The sequence below is a fragment of the Ruegeria sp. AD6 genome, from assembly GCF_056542325.1.
In genome coordinates this window covers 112407-132508 of the sequence record NZ_JBQFZQ010000004.1, presented here as the reverse complement: position 1 = coordinate 132508, position 20102 = coordinate 112407, and the positions used below count along the sequence as shown (strand labels likewise).

Below are 20102 nucleotides of genomic sequence, written 5' to 3'. Positions count from 1 at the left end.
TTTATCTATAAAATTTCCTGCAGCTTGCGTTGCTTTGGAGTTATTATCGATAAAATGTTTTGACGCAACACTCTATACGCCAATCACCCCAATATGACGCATCGTCGTTCTGTGACGATCTCGTACGCAATTGAGAAACAAGGTGTCAGCCCAGAATGCCCGGCAGCCGCAACCCGTGTTCGCGCGCGCAGGCTTTGGCATCCTCGTACCCCGCATCGGCATGACGCCAAACGCCCGAGGCCGGATCGTTCCACAGAACGCGCTCCAGCCGTTTTGCAGCCTCATCCGTGCCATCAGCGCAAATCACCACGCCTGCGTGCTGGCTGAACCCCATACCGACCCCGCCGCCATGGTGCAACGACACCCATGTCGCCCCCGAGGCGGTGTTGACCAGCGCATTCAGCAGCGGCCAGTCGCTAACCGCATCCGAGCCGTCCTTCATCGCCTCGGTCTCACGGTTCGGGCTTGCGACCGAGCCCGAATCCAGATGATCGCGCCCGATCACCACCGGTGCTTTCAATTCGCCGTTGCGAACCATTTCGTTGAACGCCAAACCGGCGCGATGGCGGTCGCCCAACCCGATCCAGCAGATACGGGCGGGCAGGCCTTGGAAGGCGATCCGCTCCTGCGCCATGTCGAGCCAGTTGTGCAGATGTGTGTTCTCGGGGAACAGCTCTTTCATCTTGGCGTCGGTCTTGTAGATATCTTCCGGGTCGCCCGACAGCGCGCACCAGCGGAACGGGCCGATGCCACGACAGAACAGCGGGCGGATATAAGCAGGCACGAAGCCGGGGAAGGCAAAGGCGTTTTCCAGCCCCTCATCCTGCGCCACCTGCCGGATGTTGTTGCCGTAATCCAGCGTCGGCACGCCTGCGTTCCAGAAATCGACCATCGCCGCCACGTGTTGCTTCATCGACGCGCGCGAGGCTTTTTCAACCGCCTTGGGATCGCTTTCGCGCTTGTCCTTCCACTGCGCCATGGTCCAGCCCAATGGCAGATAGCCGTTGACCGGATCATGGGCGCTGGTCTGGTCGGTGACGATGTCGGGGCGCATGCCGCCTTCCTGCATCCGCCGATAGATTTCGGGGAAGATTTCGGCTGCGTTGCCCAGCAGGCCGACCGATTTCGCCTCACCCGCCTTGGTCCAGCGGTCGATCATTTCCAACGCTTCGTCCAGCGTCTCGGCCTTCTCATCCAGATATCTGGTGCGCAGACGGAAATCGATGCTGTCCGGGTTGCACTCGACCGCCAGACAGCAGGCCCCGGCAAAGACCGCCGCCAAAGGCTGCGCGCCGCCCATGCCGCCCAAACCGCCGGTCAGAATCCACTTGCCGGTCAGGTCGCCGTCATAATGCTGACGCCCGGCCTCGGCAAAGGTCTCATAGGTGCCCTGAACGATGCCCTGCGTGCCGATATAGATCCACGAGCCAGCGGTCATCTGGCCATACATCATCAGGCCCTTCTTATCGAGCTCATTAAAGTGATCCCAGTTCGCCCAATGCGGCACCAGATTCGAGTTCGCGATCAGCACCCGAGGCGCATCCGAATGGGTCCGCACAATCGCCACCGGCTTGCCGGACTGCACCACCAGCGTTTCATCCTCTTCCAGATCCTTGAGGCTGGCGACGATGGTGTCGAAATCCTTCCACGTCCGCGCCGCGCGGCCAATACCGCCATAGACCACCAGCTCATGCGGGTTTTCGGCCACATCCGGGTGCAGGTTGTTCATCAACATCCGCAGCGGAGCCTCGGTCATCCAGCTTTTGGCGTTCAGTTCGGGCCCGGCGGGCGGGTACACGTCACGGGTGTTTTTGCGAGGGTCAGTCATCGGGCAAGCTCCAATGCGGTGTCGTGGATAGCGTCGAGTATATCTTTCAGCCAGCGGCGCAGGCGCGTGGCTTTGCGTTCGTCATAGGACCACGGCGGGCGCTCGGCGGTCAGGTAGGTGGATTGCGCCAGTTCCATCTGAATGGCGTGCAGCCCTTCGGCAGGGCGGCCATAATGGCGGGTCGTCCAGCCGCCCTTGAACCGCCCGTTCAGCACTGTGCTATAGGGCGATGAGGCCGCAAACTCATGGGCGATGGCCTCAATCTCGGGCGCGCAGGTCGTGCCGTCATTCGTTCCGAGGTTCAGGTCCGGCAGTGTTCCGTCAAACAGGAAGGGGATATGACTGCGGATCGAGTGGCAATCATACAGCACCGCAACACCGTGGATCGCCTTGACCCGCGCCAGTTCGGCCTCAAGCGCGGCGTGATAAGGCGCGTGGAAGGCGGCGCGGCGGGCGGCGATTTCTGCCTCAGAGGGCGGATCACCCCAGATATCCCGCCCGTCAAAATCCGTCATCGGCACCAGCGTGGTGGTGTTCTGACCGGGATATAGCGACACGCCCGACGGGTCGCGGTTGGCGTCGATCACATAACGATGGAAAGTGGCGCGCACTGTTGTGGCACCGGGCAGCAACCCGTCATAAAGCTGATGGATATGCCAGTCGGTATCGACCAGCCCCCTGCCCCGGTCATTCAGCCTGGCCTCGATCTCGGGCGGAACATAGGTGCCGGTATGAGGCAGGCCCAGCACGATGGGGCTGTCGCCCCGCGCGATTTCAACCGAGTCGATCATGCGCCAAGCTCCGGCATGTCTATACCTGTGCCATGGGCAATCTCACCGTTGGCAATCAGTGCATAGGCGGCTTCGATATCCGGCGCGGTATAGCGGTCGTCGCCCAGGGGCGGCACCACAGCGCGCAGGCGCGCCATCACGCCCTGCAAGGTCTCGCTGGTCGGCAGCGGCGCGCGGAATTCGACGCCTTGCGTGGCGCAGAGCAGTTCGACCCCAAGAATGCGTTCAAGATTGGTCACCATCTGCCCCAGACGCCGCGCGCCATGGGCGGCCATGCTGACGTGATCCTCCTGATTGGCAGAGGTGGGCGTTGAGTCCGTCACACAAGGGTTGGCCAGGTGCTTGTTCTCGCTCATCAGCGCGGCCGTGGTGACCTCGGCAATCATAAGCCCCGAGTTCAGCCCCGGATTGGGCGTCAGGAAAGGCGGCAGATCAAAGCTGAGCACCGGATCGACGATCAGCGCAATGCGGCGCTGAGCAATCGCCCCGATCTCGGCCACGGCCAGCGCGATCATGTCGGCGGCAAAACCCACCGGTTCAGCGTGAAAGTTGCCGCCGGAGACGATCAGCCCGGCCCCGGACAGGACCAGAGGGTTGTCGGTGGCGGCATTTGCCTCGATCTCCAGCGTGGTGGCCGCCTGACGCAGCACATCCATCGCCGCACCCACGACCTGCGGTTGGCACCGGATGCAATAAGGGTCCTGAACCCGTGTGTCGCCCTCACGATGGCTTTCGCGGATCACCGACCCGGCCAACAGGGCGCGCATGGTGGCCCCGGCCTCGATCTGGCCGCGATGGCCACGCAGCGTGTGGATTTCCGGTTGCAATGGGGCCGTGGACCCCATGATCGCATCCGTGGTCAGCGCCGAAGTCACCAACGCGCTTTGTGCGGCTTGCCACGCACCAAACAGACCCGCCAGCGCAAAAGCGGTCGAGAACTGGGTGCCGTTAATCAGCGCCAACCCTTCCTTGGGGCCGAGTTCCACCGGGGTCAAACCGGCGGCGATCAGCGCCTTGTGGCCGGGCATCACCCCGCCGCCATATTCGGCCTCACCCGCGCCCATCATGACAGCGGCCATGTGCGACAGCGGTGCCAGATCGCCCGAAGCGCCCACCGAGCCCTGCGCCGGGATCACCGGGGTGACGCCTTTGTCGAGCATGGCTTCAAGCAGGTCGATCAGTTCCAGCCGCACACCGGACGCGCCACGCCCAAGGCTGAGCAGTTTCAGCACCATCATCAGCCGCGCAACCGCGCGCGGGATCGCAGGACCGACACCACAGCAATGAGACAGGATAAGATTACGTTGCAGGGTCGCCGTATCCTCGGCGGCAATCTTGACGCTGGCCAGTTTGCCAAAGCCCGTATTGACCCCGTAAACCGCCGCCTCACCCGCCGCAGCCTCGGCAATGCGCGCCTGCGCCGCTTCGATGCCGGGGCGGCAGGCCGGGTCAAGCCGCACCGCGCATTCCTCGCGGTAAACCTGTTCCAGTTGCGCCAGCGAGACAGCGCCGGGGGTTAGTGTCAGCGGGGTCAAAACGCACCTCCGATGATGCGGGCGTGAAGCGGGTTGAAGCCGATGCGATAGGCGAGTTCCGCCGGGTGCGAGACGTTCCAGACCGCGAAATCGGCGCGCAGGCCGGGGGAGATCTGGCCGCAATCGCTCAGACCCAGCGCGCGGGCAGCGTTGGTGGTGACTCCTTGCAATGCCTCTTCGGGCGTCATGCGAAACAAGGTGCAGGCCATGTTCATCGCCAGCAGCAAAGACGTCATCGGGGCAGAGCCCGGATTGCAATCGGTCGCCAGCGCCATCGGCACATTGTATTTGCGCAGCAGGTCGATCGGCGGGGCCTGTGTCTCGCGCAGCGTATAGAACGCTCCGGGCAGGATGACGCCCACGGTGCCTGCCTCGGCCATGGCCTGAACGCCGTCTTCATCCAGATACTCGATGTGATCAGCGGACAACGCGCCATATGAGGCGGCCAGCTTTGCACCACCCAGATTGGACAGTTGCTCGGCGTGAACCTTGATCGGCAGACCAAGCTGCTGCGCCACATCGAACAACGGCACCAACTGGTCGGGCAGGAAGGCTATTCCTTCGCTGAACGCATCCACCGCATCGACCAGACCCTCGGCATGGGCGGCACGCAGGGTCGGAATGCAGATTTCGGCGATGTAATCTTTGGGCCGACCGGCATAGTCCGCAGGCACAGCATGGGCACCCAGAAAACTGGTGACAACCCGCACCGGGCGGTGTTCGGGCAAAGCCCTGGCCGCGCGCAGCATGGTCAACTCGGTTTCGTGATCCAACCCGTAACCCGATTTGACCTCGATCACCGAAACGCCCTCGGCCAGCATCGCGTCGACGCGGGGTAGCGCCTGCGCGATCAGGTCATCGACACTGGCCGCTCGCGTCGCCTTCACGGTTGAGATGATGCCACCCCCGGCCCGCGCGACCTGTTCATAACTGGCCCCGTTCAGGCGCATTTCGAATTCGGCCGCGCGATGGCCACCATGCACCACATGGGTGTGGCAGTCGATCAGTGCTGGCGTCACCAAACGGCCCTCCAGTGAGGTTCTGGGCAGCGCCGAATACTGTGCAGGCAATTCCGTCTGAGCACCGACCCAGACAATCCGACCGCCCTGAACGGCAATCGCGGCCCCATGGACCAGCCCATATGCGGCCTGTCCCGCCATCGTTGCGGCATTCAGATCGGTGAACAGGTGGTCGGGGGCCTGCATTCGAATCCCTCTCGTGAAATTCTCTCTTTTCTGGTACAGGTGTTTATGCTTTATGTCTATCCATAAAACCGGAGGCAAATATGACCACCATATTCGCAAACCGCGCCCTGCTGGCGGATGGATGGGCCGAAAACCTGCGGCTGGAGGTTCGGGACGGGCGCATTTCACGCCTGACACCAAACGCGGCGGCCATGCAGGGAGACACCCGCGTCGATACTCTGCTGCCCGCGCTGTCCAATCTGCACAGCCACGCCTTTCAACGCGCGATGGCCGGGATGACCGAATACCGTTTGGCGGGTCGCGACAGTTTCTGGACCTGGCGCGAGCTGATGTACCGCTTTACCGCGCATCTGACCCCGGATCAGGTGCAGGCCATCGCCGCGCTTGTGTATCTTGAGATGCAGGAGGCCGGGTACGCCGCGGTCGGAGAGTTCCACTATCTGCATCACCAACCCGGCGGGCAGCCCTATGACCGGCTTGCCGAGCTCAGCGACCGGATCATGGCTGCCGCTGGTGAGACCGGGATCGGGCTGACCCACCTGCCGGTGCTATACAGCTACGCGGGCGTCGGGGAAAAACCACTGGAACCCGGCCAGCAGCGGTTTGGCAATGATGTGGACCGGTTCTGCACGCTGGTCGATCAGGCGCGGGGCGCGCTTGGGTCTCTGCCCGGGGATTGCCGCGTTGGCATCGCGCCGCATTCCCTTCGCGCCACCTCACCCGCCGATCTGGCGCAGGTGATCGCCGCGCAAGGCACTGGTCCGATCCACATCCACATCGCCGAGCAACCCAAAGAGGTGGCCGAAGTACAGGCCGGTCTGCGCGCCCGCCCGGTGGAATGGCTGCTGGCCAATGCCCCCGTCGATGCCAATTGGTGCCTGATCCACGCCACCCATATGACCGAGGCCGAGACCCGCGCCATGGCCGCCAGCGGGGCCGTTGCAGGCCTGTGCCCCATCACCGAGGCCAATCTGGGTGATGGTCCCTTCAACGGCCCCACCTATCTGACCGCTGGCGGGGCGTTCGGGGTCGGCTCGGATTCCAATGTGCTGATTTCCCTGACCGAAGAGCTGCGCACCCTGGAATATTCCCAGCGGCTGCGCGATCTGTCGCGCAATGTGCTGGTTGTGGGCGAAGGCTCGGTCGGGCAAACGCTCTATTGCGGCGCGGCCATGGGTGGCGCGCAAGCCTTGGATCGCGATGCAGGACAGATCGCCGAGGGCAAGCTGGCCGATCTGGTCGCCATAGACAGCCAAAACCCGGCGCTGTGTGCACTGCGATCCGATCAGGTGCTGGACGGGTTGGTCTTTGCGTCCAGGGACTCGGTCGTGACCGACCTTTGGTCCGCCGGGCGGCATCAGGTGCGCAACGGTCGCCATATCCATCGCGACCGGATCATCGCCACTTACCGAACCGCGATAGAGGGGCTTTTGTCCGCGCTGTGATTAGGTTGATAACTTTGCATCCAGATTTAATCCGGACATAATATGAATAGAGGCAGATATTAAGTGAGCAACCCGTGACCGTGCCAAAGACAATGGGCTTTCAGGACATACGCGACGAGGTTCTGAACCGCATCCAGACCCGCATCTGGCCACAAGGCAGCCTTTTGCCGACCGAGTTGGAGCTTGCAGCCGAGTTCGGTTGCGCCCGCGCCACTGTCAATCGCGCTCTGCGGGAATTGTCCGAGCAAGGGATCATCACCCGCAAGCGCAAGGGCGGCACGCGCGTCGTGACCACTCCGGTCAAGCAGGCCAAGCTGCCGATCACCGTGGTTCGCCAAACCATCGAGGATATGAATGCCGAATACCGCTATGCTCTGGTTAGTCGGACCCTGATTGATTGTCCCGCATGGTTGCAGGCCAAGCTGGGTCTGGCCGAGGGGGCTCAGGTCCTTCACCTGCACTGCATGCACCACGCCGACAACCGCCCCTTTCAGTTCGAGGAACGCTGGATCAATGTCGAGGCGGTCCCCCATGTGGTGGACGAGGATTTCCTTGCAACCGGACCCAACGAATGGCTGCTGGCCGAGGTGCCCTTTTCAAACGCGGAGATCGCCCTGTCGGCGGTTCCGGCCACGGGGCATTTGCAGGATTTCCTGTCCGTCCCGCCCGGAACGCCGCTGTTCCAGTTGGAGCGCACGACATGGTTTCAGGCCAAACCGGTGACATTCGTGCGCATGACCTTCCATCAGGGATACCAGATGCGCACCACTTACTGAGGCCAGGGCAGCGAGTAGGTTTTGACATTGGTGAAGAACTTCATCGCTTCGATGACACCTTCTTTCACACCATTGCCGCTGTCCTTTATGCCCCCGAACGGAGACATCTCAATCCGGTAGCCCGGTTGCTCCCAGATATTGCAGGTGCCGACGTGCAGCCCGTTGATATAGGCAATCGCGCGGTTCAGATCGTTTGTGCAAACGCCCGATGACAGGCCAAACGGCGTGCCATTGGAAATTGCCATCACCGCGTCGTCATCGTCGGGGACACGCAGGATGGGGATGATGGGGCCGAAGGTTTCCTCCATCACCAACGCACTATTGTAGGGCACGTGATCAACCACGATTGGGGGCAGTAAGGCCCCCTGTCGCCCGGGGTGATACAGAACTTGCGCGCCCTGCCGTTCGGCATCCATCACGCGGGTTTCAAACAGCGCCGCAGCCTCTGCATGGATCACGCAGCCCAGTTCCGTTTCCGGGTCCTGCGGGTCGCCAAAACGGATGGCTTTAGCCTTGTCCAGCACGAAGGGCACAAAACGATCTGCCACGCTGTTTTGAACCAGAATACGTTTGATGGCGGTGCAGCGCTGCCCGGAATTGCCCGTTGCCCCGGCAACCGCGATGGCCGCGGCCCTGTCCAGATCGGCGTCGCCCAGATCGTTCAGCACGATCAGCGGGTCGTTTCCACCCAGTTCCAAGGCCTGCCGTTTGTACCCCGCCTTGGCCGCGATACTTTTGCCGACGGGCACGCCCCCGGTGAAGGTAATGATGTCGATATGGTCATTGGTGACCATCTCATCCCCGATCTCTTGCGGCCAGCCCGTGACAACCTGAAACATCTCGGGCGGCAAACCGGCTTCATACAGAATGTCGGCAAGGCTGAGCGCGGTCAGGGGGGTCAGTTCGGTCGGCTTGCAGACCATGCAATTATTCGTCGCAATCGACGGCGCGATCTTGTGGGCGACCATGTTCAAAGGATGATTGAACGGCGTGATCGCACTGATCGCACGAACGGGTTCGCGCTTGGTGAAAATCTTGCGGGGCTTGCCGTTGGGGGTCAGGTCGCAGGAAAAGACCTCGGCATCATCGCGCAGCGCCTCGGAGGCGGCGAACTGAAACACATCCTGCGCGCGTCTGGTTTCGTAAACCGCGTGCTGATGGCAAATCCCAAGCTCCAGCGTCAGCCATTTCGCGAGGTACTCGCGCCGCTCACCGATCAGGTCGCCTGCACGCTGCAAGATCTGACTGCGCTCATAGCGGGTCAGGCGGGGTGTGTAATTGGCGGCAATCTCGAAGGCCTGCCGCACGTGATCGACCGTGCCTGCGGGAACAGTGCCGACCACCTCGTTCGTGTAGGGATAATGAACCGGAATGGTGGCCTCAGAGAACACCACCTGCCCGCCGATGCGCATGCCTTCGTTCCGAATGTCCACTGCCATCTGCCTACCCCAATTGCCACGGGTCAACGGATAGAGCTGCCCTCCGCCCTGCGTCAACAATGGGTTTCGAGAAAACTCAGGCTTGGGCAAGTGCGGGTCGCTGCCCCTGATCGACCGGAAGCTCAGACCGATAGGTCGGAATAACCCCAACCGGCGGCTTTTCCCGGATATACTCCCCTATTCGCGCCAACATCGGTTTTCTCGGGCAATTGGGGCGTGTGGCAGCCCCCAGATCGCGCAGATGGCCGGGCGCGTCGAACGGGATGAAGCACAAGGGCCAGTTGTCGCGCTTGAATTGCTCGGCCGCCAAAGCCGAGACAATGGTGCAGTCATCCGAATGGCAGATATGGCGGCAGATCGTTTCGAACCGCAGGGCAGTCAGGTCAAAGCGCTTGCTGATCCGGGTTGAGGGGTCATGTTTGGGCAACCGCTCCTCAAGCTCATAGCCAAAACTGTGTGGCAGGCGGATGAAATCATGCGGCGGCACGTCTTCCGGTGTGATGGATGTTAAAGTACACAGCGGATGCCCTTGTCGCAGCGCCAGAAACAGCGGCTCGGACCAGATCGAGGTGAAATCCAGCGCGGCACTGTTATTGATCTTGGCCACCAGAGCCATGTCCAGCGCATGATCTTCGACCATTTGCAGCATGTTCTGCGGCAGGTCTTCGATCATGGTAACGCGCATCCGTGGGAACAGTGCATTGAACAGATCCGAGAAATACTGCGTCAGATAGGGGGCCAGCGTTGGGGTCATGCCGATGGTGAAGGGCACAGCCTCGGGGTCGCGGAACTCGGTCGCGGTATCGCGGATCTTTTGCGCGTCGGCCAGAATGCGTGCGGCGATGTCCACGATCCGCGCACCGCAGGCGGTAGGGCGTACCTCATTGTTCAGCCGCAGGAACAATTCCGTGCCAAGCTCATTCTCAAGCTTCTTGATCTGGTTGGACATCGCTGGCTGGGACACGTTGCACGCCTGCGCGGCCTGACTGAACTGACCGTGTTTGGCAATCGCAAGGACGTATTCCAGATCACGGATATTCATTTTGGCAAACGTCACAATTGGAAATGGGAGCATTCATGCCGTCAAAATACGCCTGAGGGGCCGGATTCAGAAGACCTGCGCCCGAAATCCGGGGGAATAAACGCTCACTTCCGTTAACAAATCTGTCAACTTTCGAAAATGAATAGGGCAAACCGCGTGGCGTGTATTCGTGAAGCGCCTTGTTTTGCAGGGTTTGAAGGTTTCAGACCTCACGCGTTTTGTGACTATTTGCATCGGTTATAGCCCCGATTTGGACCATGAATTTCCGCTGCCTCGGGGTGGGGCCTACTCCTTTGATGCGTCGGCTGCCCAAGCATTCGGGCCGCCTGCACCACGCAACAAACCTGACGGAGTGACCCATGCTGTCCCAATTCGTAGAAAGCCTGCGCGCCCGTCTCTTGACCACGTCAACCTTGGCGCAAGAGACGACCCGCGACGGCCAAACCCTTTTCAACAACTTCTTCCAGAGCACGGTGGTAGATGACACCCCCGCTTTTGTTCTGGCCAATGATTTCTCGCGCCTGCTGAACTTTGGCGAGATCGTCACCAACAACGCCGTTGCCGCTGTTCAGGCGCAGGGGCAGGATGTTGACATCTTCAACTTCCGCTCGGGCGTGATCGACGCCAATAGCGGCCCTGATGCGCTGGCAACCGGCGTTCAGGTCACCGGCAGCGCCGCTGTGCGCAACTTTGGTGCAATCTCGGGCGACTTCAACGGTGTTCAATTCCTGGGCGCAGACAGCTCGGGCAGCCTGGACAATTTCCGGGGCGGCGTGATCAGTTCCGACAGCCGTGCCGTGGACATTCAGGGCCAAGGCATCGATGTGCGCAATTTCGGCGACATCCTCGGCACCGGCGACCAGCGCAATGGCACGATCTACACCAACAGCACTGCCGAGGATATCTCGATCTCGAATTTCGCGGGCGGGACCGTAGATGCCGGTGAGGGCAATCAGGGCGCAGGCGTTTCGCTTCAGATCGGTGATGAGATCGGCGACCGTGTGGAAACCGATGTATTCAACGGCTTCGGCGCGACCATTCAGGGCCGGGGTCAGGCGGCGTCGAACACCGCGCTGGCGGGCGACGGTATCCGCATCGACAATGGCGCCGAAGGCACCATTCTGGACACCGAGATTGTTAACAGCGGTTTGATCTCTTCGGAAAGCACCCAAGGCACCGCCGCGGGTATCCGGATCGCTGACGGTGCAAACACCGAAGGCGAGATCCTGAACACCTCGACCGGTGTGATCGAAGGGGCCGCGAACGGCCTGTATATCGGTCAGGGCGCGCATGATCTGGACGTTCTGAACTTTGGCACCATTCAGTCGGACAGCCGCGCGGTCAACATCGACGGCACGGGTGTGAACCTGGTCAACGGCGGCGATATCCTCGGCACTGACGATCAGCGCAACGGCACCGTTTATGCGGACGGTACGGCCGACGACTTCTCGGTCAACAACCTGACCACCGGGACCATCGATGCGGGCGAGCACAATCAGGGATCGGGTTTTGGTGTCGAAATCGGCGGGGCCGAGGATGGCGCGAACTCGTTCACCCTTGACAACGCCGGTACGATTCAGGGCCGTGGCAACGCAGCCGCAGGCACCAATGCGGCGGGTGATGGCGTCCGGATCGGCAACGTCGGCAATGTCGGCACCACTGACGCGATCATCAACAACACCGGCACCATCGACTCGGAAGGCGCAAACGGAACCGTTGCGGGTGTGCGTTTCGTCAACGGTGTTTCGTTCCAGGGTGAGTTCAACAACTCGGGCGATATCTCGGGCGTTCAAAACGGTGTCTATTTCGGCAACCCCGTTGCAGGCGAAGGCGCAGATCACACCGGCGGTGTGTTCAACAACCTGGAAGGCGGAACCATTTCGTCGGACAGCCGGGCGTTCAACATCGATGGCATTGGCCTTGAGGTGAACAACGCCGGTGAAATTATCGGCACTGACAGCCAGCGCAACGGCACGGTCTACGCTGACGGCACCGCGCAAGACTTCACCTTCAACAACCTGGAAACCGGTGTTGTGGACGCAGGCGAAGGCAACGAAGGTTCGGGCTTTGGTGCCGAGATTGCAGGCGAGAATTCCTTCGAGCTGAACAATGACGGCACCATCCAGGGTCGGGGCAACGCCGCCGCAGGCACCAACGCAGCCGGTGACGGTATCCGCATTGGCAATGTCGGCAACGCCGGGACCTTCTCGGGCACCATCATCAACGCGGGCGTGGTCGCCTCGGAAGGTGCTAACGGCACCGTCGGCGCATTCCGCGCGGTGAACAACGTCAACTTCCAGGGTCAGCTGATCAACGAAGAAGGCGGTCTGTTCGAAGGTGGCCAGAACGGTGTGTATTTTGGCACGGGTGATCACACGGGCGGATCGTTTGTGAACCGTGGGACTGTCACCTCGGACAGCCGTGCGGTGAATATCGACGGTGAAGGTCTAGAGGTTGTCAACGAAGGCACCATCCTCGGCACCGGCAACCAGCGCAACGGGACTGTCTACGCTGATGGCACCGCCGACAACTACACCTTCAACAACTCCGGTGTGGTGGATGCAGGTGAAGGCAACAACGGGTCTGCCGTTTCGCTGCAAACTGGTGACGTCTCGGGCGATGTGGTTTCGGCCGCGATCCTGAACGAAGGCACGCTGCAAGGTCGTGGCGACGCGATCGAGGGCAACCAGGTCGGCGACGGTCTGCGCCTGTTCACCAGCCAGGATGACGCCTCTTTCGCGGGTGTTGTTGTCAACGAAGGTCTGATCGCAGGGTCCGAGGACTCGGACGCGGCAGCCGGTATTCGTATCGATGGCGGCCTGAACCTGCTGGGCGCGATCCTGAACGAAGGTGAGATTCGCGGCACGGTCAACGCAATCGACGCCTCGGACGCAGCCAGCGTGACCATTGTCAACGACGACGAAGGTGTGATCAACGGCAACGTCTTGCTGAGCGATGGCGACGACATCTTTGTCGATCTGGGCACCACCAACGGTGATATTGTTGGCGGCGCAGGGGATGACGTGCTGATCGCAGGCGATGCGGACAATGTTCTGACCGGCGGTCTGGGCAATGACTTCATCGACGGTGGCGACGGCATCGACACAGCCGACTTCTCGGATCTGGATGTCGCGGTCGAGGTTCGTCTGGACGCCAATGGCAACGGCACCGCCACGCGCGACACCGGCTTCAACATCTCGGTCGTCGATGCGGTTGTCGCAGCACCGGATCAGTTCGGTTCGGCCATCGAAGACGGCGCGCAGTTCGTGGAACAAGCGGTTCAAGGCAACCTGTACTACAACATCCACACCTCTGAGTTCCCGGGCGGTGAAATCCGCGGGCAACTGCTGGTCGATAGCGACGTGACCGAGAACGGCATCCGCACAGTCTCGCTGAGCGGCGGTCTGGACGCGGCGCAAGAGCCTGGGCCGACCTCGGACAGCGAAGCCACCGGTGACGCAACCGTTGTCATCACCCAGAACCTAGCGACAGGCGAGGTCACCTATTCTAGCGAACTCAGCGTTGTGGGTCTGAACGAAGCCGACCTGAACACGCCGATCCCGGGTGTTGTCTCGGCCATCCATCTGCACAATGCACCGGCGGGCATCAACGGCCCGGTCGTACAGGATACGCTGGTGGATGCAGGAGCGACGCTGGACGTCAATGCCGTGGGTGGCATTGGTGTCATCGGTCAGGACGTCATCGAGAACCAGATCGAGACAGACATCCTGCAATCCATCGAGAACGTCATCGGCTCGGACGATGGTGACGTGATCTTTGGCAGCGATCTGTCCAACGTTCTGAACGGTGGCGAAGGCGACGACCTGCTGAACGGTGAGGGTGGCGATGACATCCTGATCGGCGGCGCAGGTTCAGACACCTTCTCGTTCGGCTCGAACTTCGGCAACGACGTGATCCAGGACTTCGAAGTTGGTCTCGACCAGCTTCAGTTCGGGGACTTCGGCCCGGATTTCGGCGGCGCGCTGAGCGTCGCTCAGGATGGCAACGACGCTGTCATCTCGTTCGGAGGCGAAGGCTCGGTCCGTCTGGCCGGTGTCAACAGCACCGACCTGAGTGACGACGACTTCGTCGCGTAACCAACCTCAATCGGGGCGGCCTTCGGGTCGCCCCGTTTTTGATCAACCGGAAAGGGCTATCCGATGTTCAAGAAATCCAACCCCGTCGAAACCGCTTGGGCCGCGCTGCGCAAAGGCTTTGTCGCCGCCGCGCTGTTCAGCCTGTTTCTGAATCTGCTGATGCTGGCCGGACCGCTTTACATGCTTCAGGTCTATGACCGTGTGCTGACCAGCCAGAACATGGACACACTGATCGCACTGACGCTGCTGTTGGGCGGCGTGTTTGTCGTGATCGCCTGTCTCGACCTGATGCGGATGCGCATCCTTGGCCGTCTTGCCGCCCGGTTCGAGATGTCTGTCGGCGCGCCCGTTCTGGGTGCCGCCATGCGCCGCCGGGTTCAGGGCGACGGTCAGGCCGGTGAGAATCTGGTCGAAGACGTCAACGGATTTCGCGAATTCATTTCGGGCAGCACCCTGACCGCCTTTTTTGATGCGCCATGGATACCGATCTATCTGCTGGTCCTTTACGTCTTGCACCCGCTGCTGGGTCTGTTGGGGCTGGCCGGAGCCGTAACCCTGACCCTCATGGCGGTGATCAACAACGCCCGCGCCCATGCGCCGATGCAAAACGCCGCGCAGGCGCGGGGACGCTCGGATGCGTTGTTCAACACCAGCGACCGTAATGCCGAACTAGTGCACGCGCTGGGGATGAAATCCGATCTGGTGCGCCGCTGGACCGCGCTGCAGATCGATGCGCACAGGCACAAGACCAAAGCCGCTGACCGGATCGCCAGCTTTTCGGTCATGTCCAAAACTATCCGCATGGGGCTGCAATCCGCGATTCTCGGACTGGGTGCCGCCCTTGCGATCACCGGAGAATCCACCGCAGGCGTGATGATCGCCGCCACCATCGTTCTGGCCCGCGCCCTGTCGCCCATCGACCAGTTGATCGGCCAATGGCGCGGCTTTCTGGCGGCGCGCGGGTCCTATGCCAAGATCAAGGCCCTGACCCATGAGTTTGCCGAGACCCCGCCCAACCTGCACCTGCCCCGCGCGTTCAAATCCCTGAACGTCCGCATCGCACAGGCCGGACCGCCCCGCGCCATCAACGCCACGATCCGGTCGATCGATTTCGCCCTGGACGCGGGCGATGTGCTGGCCGTCATCGGCCATAGCGGCTCGGGCAAGACCACGCTGGGCAAGATGCTGGCCGGGATCTGGCACCCGCAACGGGGCGAGGTTCTGCTGGATGGCAGCCCGATGTCGAAATGGAATGCCGAGGATCTGGGCAAGCAGATCGGCTATCTGCCACAAGACGTTGAGCTATTCGACGGAACGATCCGCGAAAACATCGCGCGCTTCTCGGTCGCCATCGACGATGCCGAGGTTCTGCGCGCCGCGCGCGAGGCGGGCATTCACGAGATGATCAACGCCCTGCCCGACGGCTATGAAACGCGCATCGGTCAGGGATTCTTCCTGTCCGGCGGTCAGAGGCAACGTCTGGCACTGGCCCGCGCGCTCTATGGCGATCCGTTTGTACTGGTCCTGGACGAGCCCAATTCCGATCTGGATGCCGAAGGCGAACACGCATTGCGTGAGGCTATTCTGGCCGCTCAGGCGCGCGGTGCCATTGCCATCGTGATGACCCATCGCCCCGCCACCCTTCAGGCCGCAAACAAGGTCATGGTCATGCGCAACGGGGCCCAGACTCAGTTTGGTGACAAAGAGGATGTGCTGAAGGTCAACCGCCGCAACGTATTGGAGACGCAAGCGAAATCCACACCCCAGCCCGCCCCCGCACCCCAAGTCACAGGAGCCGCACAATGAGACAGCTTGTTCCACACACCCAATCGCAGACTACTCTGACCCTGAATGACGGGCAGATGATCGACATCACCGACACATCGCCCGGTATTGCGCGCTATGTCCTGTTTGGACTTTTGGCAATGGTGGCTTTTGGGGCTGGTAGCGTCTACTGGGCCTTTGCCTCGAAGCTCGACGGGGCGGTAGTGGCCCCGGCCTCTTTCGTGGTCGAGGGCGACCGCAAGACGGTCGAGCATCTGGACGGCGGCATCATCCGCTCGATCCTGATCGCGGACGGGGATTTCGTCGAACAGGGGCAACCTTTGATCCGGCTCGACAGCACTGAGATCGACGTCGATCTGAACGTGCTGGGCAGCCAATTGGGAGAGCTGTCGGTCCGCCGCGCGCGGTTGATCGCACAGATGTCGGGCGAGGACAGCTTTGACGAGGCCGCAGCCCTTGCCCAGTTCTCTGCCAACATGAACCGGCTGCACTGGTTCCCGGCTTATCTGACCCAGAAACAACTGTTCGACGCCGAAGCCCGCGCCCGCCGGACCGAGGCCGACATCAATGCCCAACGCATCACAGGGCTGCGCGATCAGATCGCCGGGCTGGCCGAACAGCGCCTGAGCACCCAAAACCAGATCACGATCACGCAGGTCGAATTGGACAACCTGCAGGGCTTGCTGGACAAGGGTCTGGTTGCCGCAACCCGTGTCAGCGCCCGCCAGATCGAGCTTGAGCGTCTTTCGGGCGTCGATGCCTCGCTTCGGACACAGATCGCGCAGGCTGAGAACCAGATTCATGAGCTACAACTGACCCTGCTCAGCCAGCAAAAGCTGCGCGATGAGGTCATTGCCGGTGAACTTGCGGTGGTCGAGGCGCAACTGGACCTGATCCGCCCGCAATATGCAGGCACCGCCGAACGACGCAGCCGGATCGAGCTTGTGGCCCCGGACAGCGGGCGCGTGGTGAACCTGACCGCCTCGACCACGGGCGGTGTGATCCGGCCGGGTGAGCATATCATGGACATTGTTCCCGCCGACCAAGCGCTGATCGTCGAAGCGCGGGTGAAAACCGCTGACATCGACAAGCTGCATGTCGGACAATCCACGCGCATCCGCCTGTCGGCCTTTGCGCAGGCCGATGTACCCGAAGCCCATGGCCAGATCTTCGATATATCAGCGGACGTGCTGGAGGATGAACGGACGGGCGAGCCCTATTACCAGGCCCGCGTCAGGCTGGATGCGGATCAACCCGCGCCGGTTACCGCGCTTGATCTGGTTCCGGGCATGCCTGCCGATCTGTTCGTCAATACCGGCGAGCGCACGGTGATCGCCTATCTGGCGCAACCCATCAGCGACCGGTTGGCACGAACTTTCATCGAATAAAGGATTTCCAAAGACCTGTGCCTTAGACCCAATACTTACCGAGTGCCATTTTACTGAGTGAAGGATGGCCTGCACCGCAAGCCCCGGTGCAGGCCATCAATTTTCAGGCACCATAGCGGGCCAGGAACATATCCACGGCATGCAGCGCGACTTCGTCAATCTCGGCCTGGCTGAACTCTTTCTGGATGCCAAAGGCAGCGCGCACCCACAGCCGAACCTTGCACAGTTCGGCAAATTGCTCGGCGGCAATCTGGACATCTTCAATCGCAAGTTCACCTCTGACAACGGCCTTTTCCAGATACTCTGCAATCTTGCGCTGTCCGTTCTGAGGTCCGGCCTCATAAAATGCCTGCCCCAGTTCCGGGAACCGATCCCGTTCTGCGACACAGACCCGGAAGACCTGTTGATTAAAGTCTGATACAAAAAACCCGACCAACTGTGTTGCGGTGATGGTCAACACCTCACGTGCTGGCTTGGTTTCATCGATCATCGACAGAACACGCTCGGCCATAAGCCGGCACTCGGTCTGTGCCACCTCGACAAACAAAAGCCGCTTGTCCGGGAAGTAGCTGTACAGCGTCGCCTTGGACACACCCGCCGCACGGGCGATGTCGTCCACACTTGCGCCTTCGAACCCATCCGCCATGAAAACCTCTCGGGCCCCGCGCAGAACCTGGTCGAATTTTCGGCCGGTGCGCAGGATGGTAGCGGTCTGGGTCATGTCGTCTCCTGATGCTTGAGGTGGTCCGAGTTTATAAACCGTTCGGTTCAGATACAAGGATTCTTGGCCATTGCGCGCAGTTTGACGTCACGATCCTGTGAAATCCGGCACTCCCAGCACGGTCACCTCTGTCCCAAGACCGGGCTTGCAGCAGGCCCAAACCATGCTAGGACAAGACCCATGGTCGAGGTCTTTCTGCGCACGCTGCCCTTCTTTGCGATCATCGGCCTGGGCTATTGGGCCGGGCGCACCCGGTTTTTCTCGGCCGAGGCCACCGCCTATCTGACCAAGTTCGTGTTCTTTTTCGCACTGTCGGCAATGCTGTTCAGGTTCGCAGCCACCCTGCCCTTTGCCGAGATTTTCAACGGCCGCCTGATCATCGGTTACCTGATCGGAACGCTGGCGGTCTATTCCCTTGCCACCTTTGTCGCGTGGTTGCGCGGCATGGACATCCCCACCGCAGCGGTCGAGGCGCAATGTGCCGCCATTGGCAATGTCGGATTTCTGGGCCTGCCGATGCTGGCCCTGCTGCTGACCGAGGCCGCAATTGGCCCGGTGATGCTGGTGCTGGCGGTTGATCTGGTGGTGTTTTCCTCACTGATTGTCATACTGATCAACGGTGGGCGGGACGGGAAACTGACCCCTTCAACGCTGCGCCTGATCGGGATCGGATTGCTGAAAAACCCGATGATCGTGTCCATTTCCGCCGGTCTAATCTGGTCAGCCTTGCAAGTGCCGGTACCCGGCCCCCTGAATGATTTCCTGACCATTCTGGGCGGGGCCGCAACGCCCGGCGCGCTGTTCGCCATCGGAGCTTCTCTGGCCGGAAAATCCGCCGAACGTGTCCACATCGCCGCATGGCTCAGCTTTTGCAAACTGGTCATCCATCCCGCCTGCGTGGCTATCGCCGTGATCTGGCTGGTGCCCGTCGATGCCTTTCCGGCGGCGGTCGCAATCGCAGCGGCGGCGCTGCCCGTAGCGGGCAATGTCTACATGCTGGCCGCGCATTACAATGTCGCCCCGCACCGCGCCTCGGCCGCGATTTTGTTGTCTACTGTGGCCAGCATCCTGACCGTTCCGGTGGTCATCGCCTGGGTCGGCACATTCTGATCTTCACCTTTTCGAAAAATACGCGCGACGAAGGCGCCCGGACTTTACGTAGGGGCCTTGGACCGTTAGCCATGGGCGGACCCTAACGTAAGGAAAAGACCTGATGGAAACCCTTTCGGAAAATGCCTGTTTCGGTGGCGTGCAGGGCGTCTACCGCCATGCCTCGACCGCGTGCCAATGCGACATGACCTTTGGCCTGTTTCTTCCGGCCGAGGCAAAGGACGGCCCGGTTCCGATCCTGTGGTATCTGTCCGGCCTGACCTGCACCCATGAAAACGCCATGACCAAAGCGGGGGCGCAAGCCTGGGCTGCTGAACAGGGCATCGCGGTCATCTTCCCCGACACCTCGCCGCGCGGCGAAGGTGTGGCCGATCACGAGGATTACGATCTGGGCCAAGGTGCCGGGTTCTATGTGAACGCAACGCAATCCCCCTGGGCCCCGCATTTCAACATGTGGGATTATGTGGCCGAGGAATTGCCCGCCTTTGTAGCCGAGAATTTTGCCATCGACATGGACCGTCAGGCCATCACCGGCCATTCGATGGGCGGCCACGGTGCGCTGACGCTGGCGATGAACCTGCCGGGGCGGTTCCGGTCGGTGTCGGCCTTCGCGCCGATCTCGAACCCCACCGGTGCGGATTGGGGTCGCAAACAGCTTGACGCGTATCTGGGCGAAGATGAGGGCCTTTGGAAAAAGCATGACGCGTCCCTGATGATGAAAGAGGTCGGCTTTGACGGCCCGATCCTGATCGACACCGGCGCGAATGACCAGTTCATCGACCTGCTGCGCCCCGAAGCGCTGGCTGCCACCATTGCCGAGCGTCGCCAGCAGGCCACTTATCGCCTGCAACCGGGCTATGATCATTCCTATTTCTTTGTGTCCACCTTCATGGAAGACCACATCACCTTCCATGCCGAAGCGCTGTACGGAGACTGAGGC

General features: G+C 61.3%; 14 protein-coding genes. 7 read left to right on the top strand and 7 right to left on the bottom strand.

Annotation, left to right across the window (positions count from 1 at the left end; all coding sequences use genetic code 11):
* Positions 1–145 precede the first annotated feature (145 nt).
* From hutU to hutI, 4 genes are read right to left on the bottom strand one after another with little or no spacing between them, the layout of a single operon-like run.
* Positions 146–1828, bottom strand: a complete 1683-nt coding sequence (gene hutU / locus ACR0KJ_RS10895; protein WP_480626668.1) for a urocanate hydratase — start codon at positions 1826–1828, stop codon at positions 146–148.
* Positions 1825–2619 (bottom strand): N-formylglutamate deformylase, encoded by a 795-nt coding sequence (gene hutG / locus ACR0KJ_RS10890; RefSeq protein ID WP_480626667.1) that lies wholly within the window; start codon positions 2617–2619, stop codon positions 1825–1827. Before hutG ends, hutU begins: the two co-directional genes overlap by 4 nt.
* Positions 2616–4154: a histidine ammonia-lyase gene (gene hutH / locus ACR0KJ_RS10885; protein ID WP_480626666.1), complete on the bottom strand. Its 1539-nt coding sequence runs from the start codon at positions 4152–4154 to the stop codon at positions 2616–2618. Before hutH ends, hutG begins: the two co-directional genes overlap by 4 nt.
* Positions 4151–5359 carry an imidazolonepropionase gene (hutI, locus tag ACR0KJ_RS10880; protein ID WP_480626665.1) on the bottom strand — a complete coding sequence of 403 codons (1209 nt, stop codon included), beginning with the start codon at positions 5357–5359 and terminating at the stop codon, positions 4151–4153. Before hutI ends, hutH begins: the two co-directional genes overlap by 4 nt.
* A gap of 80 nt (positions 5360–5439) precedes the next feature.
* Here hutI and ACR0KJ_RS10875 point away from each other — a divergent pair, with 80 nt between their 5' ends.
* On the top strand, positions 5440–6804 hold the full coding sequence (locus ACR0KJ_RS10875) for a formimidoylglutamate deiminase (RefSeq protein WP_480626664.1): 1365 nt from the start codon (positions 5440–5442) through the stop codon (positions 6802–6804).
* 74 nt (positions 6805–6878) lie between these two features.
* Positions 6879–7580 carry a GntR family transcriptional regulator gene (locus ACR0KJ_RS10870; protein ID WP_480584762.1) on the top strand — a complete coding sequence of 234 codons (702 nt, stop codon included), beginning with the start codon at positions 6879–6881 and terminating at the stop codon, positions 7578–7580.
* On the opposite strand, the gene phnY is transcribed toward ACR0KJ_RS10870, so the two are convergent.
* Entirely contained in the window at positions 7574–9019 is a 1446-nt protein-coding gene (gene phnY, locus ACR0KJ_RS10865; RefSeq protein WP_480626663.1) for a phosphonoacetaldehyde dehydrogenase, read from the bottom strand. The two genes, ACR0KJ_RS10870 and phnY, sit on opposite strands and share 7 nt — an antisense overlap.
* 76 nt (positions 9020–9095) lie before the next feature.
* Positions 9096–10094: a LysR family transcriptional regulator gene (locus ACR0KJ_RS10860; protein ID WP_480626662.1), complete on the bottom strand. Its 999-nt coding sequence runs from the start codon at positions 10092–10094 to the stop codon at positions 9096–9098.
* Positions 10095–10420: 326 nt separating this feature from the next.
* Here ACR0KJ_RS10860 and ACR0KJ_RS10855 point away from each other — a divergent pair, with 326 nt between their 5' ends.
* The 3 genes from ACR0KJ_RS10855 (at position 10421) to ACR0KJ_RS10845 (ending at position 17331) form a co-directional block, all read left to right on the top strand.
* Entirely contained in the window at positions 10421–14158 is a 3738-nt protein-coding gene (locus tag ACR0KJ_RS10855; protein ID WP_480626661.1) for a beta strand repeat-containing protein, read from the top strand.
* Positions 14159–14221: 63 nt separating this feature from the next.
* Entirely contained in the window at positions 14222–15964 is a 1743-nt protein-coding gene (locus ACR0KJ_RS10850; RefSeq protein ID WP_480626660.1) for a type I secretion system permease/ATPase, read from the top strand.
* Positions 15961–17331, top strand: coding sequence for an HlyD family type I secretion periplasmic adaptor subunit (locus tag ACR0KJ_RS10845; protein ID WP_480626659.1), 1371 nt, complete (start codon positions 15961–15963; stop codon positions 17329–17331). The genes ACR0KJ_RS10850 and ACR0KJ_RS10845 overlap by 4 nt, the downstream gene beginning before the upstream one ends.
* Before the next feature lie 103 nt (positions 17332–17434).
* Here the strand turns inward: ACR0KJ_RS10845 and ACR0KJ_RS10840 are convergent, their stop codons facing one another.
* The gene (locus tag ACR0KJ_RS10840; protein WP_170453869.1) at positions 17435–18052 is read right to left on the bottom strand and encodes a TetR/AcrR family transcriptional regulator; all 618 of its coding nucleotides are present in this window, start codon (positions 18050–18052) and stop codon (positions 17435–17437) included.
* Positions 18053–18232: 180 nt separating this feature from the next.
* On the opposite strand from ACR0KJ_RS10840, the gene ACR0KJ_RS10835 reads away from it, so the two are divergent.
* Both ACR0KJ_RS10835 and fghA read left to right on the top strand, forming a co-directional pair.
* The gene (locus ACR0KJ_RS10835; protein ID WP_480626658.1) at positions 18233–19162 is read left to right on the top strand and encodes an AEC family transporter; all 930 of its coding nucleotides are present in this window, start codon (positions 18233–18235) and stop codon (positions 19160–19162) included.
* Between the two features lie 103 nt (positions 19163–19265).
* Positions 19266–20099: an S-formylglutathione hydrolase gene (gene fghA / locus ACR0KJ_RS10830; RefSeq protein ID WP_170736031.1), complete on the top strand. Its 834-nt coding sequence runs from the start codon at positions 19266–19268 to the stop codon at positions 20097–20099.
* Positions 20100–20102 lie beyond the last annotated feature (3 nt).

Excerpts from the sequence above, each read along its gene's own strand:
- hutU (WP_480626668.1), bottom strand. The coding sequence starts at position 1,828 with ATGACTGACCCTCGCAAAAACACCCGTGACGTGTACCCGCCCGCCGGG.
- ACR0KJ_RS10835 (WP_480626658.1), top strand. The coding sequence starts at position 18,233 with ATGGTCGAGGTCTTTCTGCGCACGCTGCCCTTCTTTGCGATCATCGGC.
- ACR0KJ_RS10840 (WP_170453869.1), bottom strand. The coding sequence starts at position 18,052 with ATGACCCAGACCGCTACCATCCTGCGCACCGGCCGAAAATTCGACCAG.
- ACR0KJ_RS10850 (WP_480626660.1), top strand. The coding sequence starts at position 14,222 with ATGTTCAAGAAATCCAACCCCGTCGAAACCGCTTGGGCCGCGCTGCGC.
- fghA (WP_170736031.1), top strand. The coding sequence starts at position 19,266 with ATGGAAACCCTTTCGGAAAATGCCTGTTTCGGTGGCGTGCAGGGCGTC.
- ACR0KJ_RS10855 (WP_480626661.1), top strand. The coding sequence starts at position 10,421 with ATGCTGTCCCAATTCGTAGAAAGCCTGCGCGCCCGTCTCTTGACCACG.
- ACR0KJ_RS10875 (WP_480626664.1), top strand. The coding sequence starts at position 5,440 with ATGACCACCATATTCGCAAACCGCGCCCTGCTGGCGGATGGATGGGCC.
- ACR0KJ_RS10845 (WP_480626659.1), top strand. The coding sequence starts at position 15,961 with ATGAGACAGCTTGTTCCACACACCCAATCGCAGACTACTCTGACCCTG.
- hutG (WP_480626667.1), bottom strand. The coding sequence starts at position 2,619 with ATGATCGACTCGGTTGAAATCGCGCGGGGCGACAGCCCCATCGTGCTG.
- ACR0KJ_RS10860 (WP_480626662.1), bottom strand. The coding sequence starts at position 10,094 with ATGCTCCCATTTCCAATTGTGACGTTTGCCAAAATGAATATCCGTGAT.
- phnY (WP_480626663.1), bottom strand. The coding sequence starts at position 9,019 with ATGGCAGTGGACATTCGGAACGAAGGCATGCGCATCGGCGGGCAGGTG.
- hutI (WP_480626665.1), bottom strand. The coding sequence starts at position 5,359 with ATGCAGGCCCCCGACCACCTGTTCACCGATCTGAATGCCGCAACGATG.